At 75.3% G+C, this 5,827-nt stretch carries 5 protein-coding genes; all 5 read left to right on the top strand.

Features of this window, described 5'->3' with window-relative positions:
* Nucleotides 1-274 precede the first annotated feature (274 nt).
* The 5 genes from ACZ6EJ_RS22225 (at nt 275) to ACZ6EJ_RS22205 (ending at nt 5,729) form a co-directional block, all read left to right on the top strand.
* The gene (locus tag ACZ6EJ_RS22225; protein ID WP_469269417.1) at nt 275-1,744 is read left to right on the top strand and encodes an FAD/NAD(P)-binding protein; all 1,470 of its coding nucleotides are present in this window, start codon (nt 275-277) and stop codon (nt 1,742-1,744) included.
* On the top strand, nt 1,741-2,973 hold the full coding sequence (locus tag ACZ6EJ_RS22220) for an ATP-grasp domain-containing protein (RefSeq protein WP_469269415.1): 1,233 nt from the start codon (nt 1,741-1,743) through the stop codon (nt 2,971-2,973). The genes ACZ6EJ_RS22225 and ACZ6EJ_RS22220 overlap by 4 nt, the downstream gene beginning before the upstream one ends.
* Nucleotides 2,973-3,956: a hypothetical protein gene (locus ACZ6EJ_RS22215; RefSeq protein WP_469269413.1), complete on the top strand. Its 984-nt coding sequence runs from the start codon at nt 2,973-2,975 to the stop codon at nt 3,954-3,956. The genes ACZ6EJ_RS22220 and ACZ6EJ_RS22215 overlap by 1 nt, the downstream gene beginning before the upstream one ends.
* A gap of 15 nt (nt 3,957-3,971) precedes the next feature.
* Entirely contained in the window at nt 3,972-5,201 is a 1,230-nt protein-coding gene (locus ACZ6EJ_RS22210; RefSeq protein WP_469269412.1) for an ATP-grasp domain-containing protein, read from the top strand.
* Nucleotides 5,202-5,336: 135 nt separating this feature from the next.
* Nucleotides 5,337-5,729 (top strand): cupin domain-containing protein, encoded by a 393-nt coding sequence (locus tag ACZ6EJ_RS22205; RefSeq protein ID WP_469269410.1) that lies wholly within the window; start codon nt 5,337-5,339, stop codon nt 5,727-5,729.
* Nucleotides 5,730-5,827: the final 98 nt, after the last annotated feature.

Genomic DNA, 5,827 nt, shown 5'->3' with positions numbered 1-5,827 from the left:
GAGAACGCCCGCTGGCGGCTCCTCAACGGTCTCGACGACATCAGCCTCACCCTTCAGAACGAAGCGGACATCGCGGCCTACGAGAGCACCCGCCCAGCCTTCAAGCCGCGGACCCGTGAGCCGGCGGCCGCCCGCCCCGGCGACGCGTCCGCCGCCGCGGGCCGGGGCTGACGCGGGGGCCGGTCCGTCCTCGGGCGCCGTCGCACGGGCCGAGGACATCGAGGGCACGGCGCGGTCGACGTCCGTGCGGGAAACGCTGAGGGAGTACGGGTCCGTGGGCAAGCACGTCATCATCATCGGCGGAGGCGCCACCGGGGTGAGCCTCTTCTCCAGGCTCTCCGGTGCGGCCGGCGTCGCGTCCGTCTCCGTCGTCGACCCGAACCCCGTCGGGCTGGGGACGGCGTTCGGGACCACGGACCCGCTGCTGCTGTGCAACACCTCCGTGGACGTCACCTCCCTGGATCCCGACGGTGAGTCGGACCTGCTCCGCTACCTCGCCGGGCGCGGCTGGCCCGTGCACCGCGACGACTTCGTCCCCCGGTACCTCGTCGGCCAGTACTGCCGCGAGCGCTACCTCGAACGGCGGCGCGCGGCCGAGCAGGCCGGCGTCCGGGTCCGCCACCACCGGGCCAGGGCGCGGGCGGTCGTGCCGACCGGCGGCGGAGGGTACGCGGTGGAGCTCGGCGACGGGCGGCGGATCACCGGCACCGACGTGTTCCTCTGCCCCGGCCTGGACCGCCCGGTCGTCCCCGACGTGGTGCGCGACCACCTCGGACACCCCGCGCTCACCGCCTCCGCCTACCCGGTCGAGGCGCTGCGCGGCCTGCCCGAGAACGCGCGGGTGCTCGTCCTCGGCAGCAAACTGGCCGCCGTCGACGCCGCCCTGGTCCTCGGCCGCGCCCGGCGCAGGATCGTGATGGCGTCGGGCTCCGGAGCGCTGCCCGCCGTCCGCACCCGCCTGCGGCGGCCGCGCAGGCCCCGGCTCGACCCCGCCGCCTGGCGGGCGCTCTCCCCTGACTCGCCCGCCCTCGACCGGGAGGTGGCCCGCCTGGTGCTGGCCGCCGTCGGCCCGGCGGGGCACGGCGCCGCCCTCCGTACGCAGACCAGCGCGGCGACGCTCCCCGCCGAGCGGCTGGCCGAGGAGCTGGAGATCGCCGCGACCGGCCGGGCGCACTGGCAGGACGCCGTCGCGGAGATCATCCAGGCGATCAACGACGTCTCGGCGGGCTGGGCGCACACCACCCGGACCGCCGTCCTGCACCGGTACCGGCACCTCGTCGCCCGGTACATCTCCGCCATCCCGGTGCGCAACGCCCGGCTGCTCCTCGGGTACCTCACCGACGGGACGCTCTCCGTCGTCCCCGGCCTCCCGCGCGGCGTCGACCCGGCACGGGACGGCGGCGGGTGGCGGGTTCGCTGGGACGGGGCGCCCGCCGAGCACTTCGACCACATCGTCTGCGCCACCGGCTACCACAAGCCGGCGCTCCGCCGCCTCCCGGACGGGACCCTGCGCCTGGACGGCGCCCCCGGAGCGGGCGCGGACCCGTACATCTCCGGCGATCTGCGCGTGTGCGACCCGCTGACCGGGAAGCCCGAGCGGATCTGGGTGCTCGGCGCCGCCTCGCACCGGCGCACGGCCATCGTCAACTACCTCAACACGGCCGCCCACCAGAGCAAGGCCGTCGCGGAGCGGTTCGCCGCCGCGGAGCCCGAGACCACGTCATTCGCAGGAAGGCTCGCATGATGTTCATCCTTGTCGACCCCGTCTCCACCGGCAGGGCCCTGGCCGAGGCGTTCCGCGAGGAGGGGGCCGACTGCCTGCACCTCTACGACGCCTCGCTGCGGGACGCCTACGACGCCGACGACGCGCCCCGGACCATGGTCCACGAGGACCTGGCGAAGACCCTGGAAGCCGTCGGGGAGCTGCCGGTGACCGCGGTGATCGCCGCCAGCGAGTTCGGGGTCCTGCTCGCCGACGAGCTCGCGGCGGCCCTGGGGCTGCCCCACCACCGGCCCGAACTCGCCGCCGCCCGGCGCGACAAGGAGCTGATGGTCCGCGCCCTGGAGCAGGCCGGGGTGCCCGCGGCCCGCACCGCCTCGGTCCGCACCGAGCACGAGCTGGACCGCGTGCTCGGCGACTGGGACAGCTACCCGGTGATGGTGAAGCCGCGCAACAGCGCGGGCAGCGACGGCTGCGTGATCTCCCCGGACCGGCCCACCGCGCTCCGGGCGTTCCGCGACATCGTCGACCGCCGCAACCTCATGGGCGAGGTCAACGAGGACGTCCTCGTCCAGGAGTTCCTGACCGGCACGCAGTACATCGTCAACACGGTCAGCCTGGAGGGCCGGCACCTGGTCGGCGACGTGTACGCGGAGCGCATCGACCACGTCGAGGGCGCGCCCGTGCTCCGCCACATCATCTCCCGCCCGTTGCTGGAGCCGGCCGAGGCGGGCCTGGTCGACTACGTGCTGGAGTGCCTGGACGCGCTCGGCGTCCGCGAGGGCGCGGCCCACACGGAGGTGATGCTGACCCCGGCCGGGCCGCGCCTGGTGGAGGTCAACTCCCGCGTCATGGGGCCCTCGCTGGCCCCGGACCCGTACCACGCGGCCTTCGGGTACAGCCACCAGCACCTGGTGGTGGAGCGCTTCCTGCGGCCCGAGGAGTTCGCCCGCCGCTTCGAACTGCCCTACACCGCCGGGCGGACCATGGCCAAGATCTTCCTGCGGCCGCACCGTCCGGGCGTCCTGCGCTCCATCGACGGGGCCCGGGTGCTGCGGCGGATGCCCGGCTTCCACAGCATCGACCGGCTGCCCGCGGTCGGCGAGGCGGTCAAGGACCGGCACCTGACCACCGGGGCGTGCGGGATCGCCTACCTGGTGCACGAGGACGAGCAGTTGCTGCTCAGCTCGCTCGGAGTCGTGCACGCGCTGGAGGACTCCGGCGGCTTCTACCAGTTCGCCGACGAGGACTGATGCCCGTGCCGATCGTCCTCACCCTCGCCTCCGTCCTCCTCCAGGCGTGCGCCGAGGGCTTCCTCTCGGGGCGGCTCGACGTGACGGCCAGCCTGCGCTTCTCCGTCCTGGCCTTCCTGGCGGCGACGCTCACGTTCACCGCGGTCACCTGGGTGCGGGGGCGCACCCGGACCGGGCCGCCGGCCACCGCCGCGCACCGGGGGCGGGTGCGCGGGCTGCTGTGGCAGATGAACGCCGCCAGCGCGGTGACGTTCCTGGGCTTCTACCTGGCCATGGCGTGGGTGCCGGCCGCGCTGGCCGCCAGCCTGGTGGCCGGGGTCGGCCCGCTCGCGGTGGTGGTCATGGACGCCGTCCGGGGGGCGAACGCGAGCGGCGCGGCGGGCTGGGCGCGCGCCGTCCTCCTGCTCGGGGTGTCCCTGGCGACCGCCGCGTGCATCCACCCGAGCCCGGTCCTGTCGGCCGGGTACCTGGTGTACGCGGGCGGGGCGCTGGCCGTGCTCGCCGGGTTCGGCGCGGCGTACCTGGCGGTGGCCTCGCGCCGGCTGGGGGCGCTGGGCGTGGACCCCACGCGGGTGATGGCGCACCGGTTCCACCTCACGTACGTGCTGGCCGGAGCGGCCCTCGTGCTGCGCGGCGGGGGCGGTGCGTCGGAGCTGTCGCTCGGCGCCACGGCGCTCGCGGCGCTCGTGGGCGTGGTGGTCCCGCTGTACCTGCTCCAGATCAGCGTCCAGCGCTGCCCGCCCATCGTCACCATGGTCCTGCTGACGGCCCTGCCGGGGCTGACGTATGTGGCGCAGGTGGCGTTCGGGGACGCGTTCCGGCCGGCCGCGGCCGTGATGGTGGCGGTGCTGGTCGCCCTGACCGTGGGCTTCGCCCTGCTGGAGGGGCGCACCGCGCGCGCCGCCCGGCCCGATCCCGACCCCGGCGTGCGGGCGGCTCCGGAGACCTCCGCGCTCCCCGTCCCCCGACGTCCGATTCCCTGATCTGAGGAGATGCGCATGACCACGGTCCTCGTCATCGGCGGAGCCGCGCCGAGAGAGTCCGGCTTCGTCCGGGACATCTGCGAAAGGGCGATGGACCAGTTCCTGGCCCGGAACGCCGAGGTGGTCCTCACCGACACCAAGGAGAACCTGGACGCCGCCCCGGAACTCGTCGCCAGGGCGGCGGGCGCGTACGAGCTGGACTACGCCGACGCCGCCGCCTGCCGCGACTGGGCGACCGCGTTCGCCCGGCGCACCCGCGTCGACGCGGTGGTCGGCTACCGCGAGTACGCCGCCCTCGGCGTGGCCGAGGCGGCGGCCGCGCTCGGGCTTCCGGGCAACGCCCCCGAGGCCGTGAGCCGGGTCCGCACCAAGGACGAGTGCCGCGCGTTCCTGCGGCGCCACGGCATGAGGCAGCCCGAGGTGGCGCTGTGCGCCACCGAGCGGGAGGCGCTGGACTTCCTGGCGGCCCACGGGCCCGAGGTGGTGGTCAAGCCCCGGCGCGGCTCCAGCAGCGAGGGCGTGCGGGCGGTGTCCGACCCGGCGGCGATGGCCGCCGCGTTCGCCGAGGCCCTGGACACCGAGGGGCTGGTGCTGGTCGAGGAGTTCGTCCGGGGCGACGAGTTCAGCGTCGAGGGCCTCTTCGAGGCCGGCGTCCCGCACGTGCTGGCGGTGACCCGCAAGCACCTGGCGGCCGGGGGGTTCGTGGAGATCGGGCACGTCATGCCCGCGCCGCTGCCCCGTCCGGTGGAGGCGGAGGTCCGGGACGCGGTGGTCCGGGCGCTGGGCCTGCTGGGCCTGGGCCGGGGGCACTTCCACGTCGAGTGCTGGGTCACGGACGAGGGCGTGGTGCTGGGCGAGGTCCACGCCCGGCAGCCCGGCGACTGGCTGCACGCGATGCTGGAGTGGGTCCATCCGGGCCTGGAGCTCTACGGCCGCTGGCTCGACGACCTGCTGGGCGTCCCGGCCGCCGCCGCCCTCGCACCGCGCCCGGCCCGCGGGGCGGCCGCCCGCTTCCTGGCCCCGCCCCCCGGCGTGGTCGAGGCGGTCCACGGCTGGGACGAGCTGAGCGCCCACCCCGCCCTGCTGGCCTCCTCCTGTGAGCTGCCCCCCGGCACGGCCGTCCGGCCCGTCTCCTCCAACCTCGACCGGTACGGAGCCGTCGTCGTCGGCGCCGAGGACGCCGCCGCGGCCGACGCGCTCGCCGCCCGGCTCCTGGCCGGGCTGCGCGTCGACTTCCGCGCGTGAACCGCCGCCGCCTCCCGCGGCCGGAGTCTCCGGCCGCGGGAGGCGGCGAGGATCGATCAAGGACGGCACGGGGAGGGGCGGGCCTAGTGTCGCCCGCGTCAGGACTACCAGCACGCGAAGGGTGAACGACCGGACATGATGACCGAACCGGTGAACCTGCAGAAGACCATCGACTCCTTCAGCGAACTGTGGAGCCCGCGCATCGTCGCCCAGTTCAACGCCTACGACGTCCGGGTGGCGAAGTTCCACGGCGAGTACATCTGGCACACCCACCAGGACACCGACGAGCTGTTCATCGTGGTGGCCGGGGAGCTGGTCATCCACCTGCGCGAGGACGGCGCGGAGCGCTCCGTGCGGCTCGGCCGGGGCGACGTGTACGTGGTGCCGCGCGGCACCGAGCACAAGCCGGTGTGCGACGAGGAGTCCCACATCCTCATGGTCGAGCCCACGGGGACGCTGTCGGTGGGGGACACCCACGAGGAGGTCCCCGACTACGTGGACGCGACCACCGGGCACCACATCGCCTGAGCGGCCGGGGCCGGGGGGGGGGGGGGGCGCGGGGGGGGGGGGGGGGGGGCCCCCCGGGGGGGGGGGGGGGGGGGGACGGGATCCCGAATGAAGACGGA

It is taken from the genome of Streptomyces sp. NPDC041970, from assembly GCF_055588985.1.
Note: the sequence above shows the minus strand (reverse complement) of the source record. Positions and strands in the feature narration are given on the sequence as shown.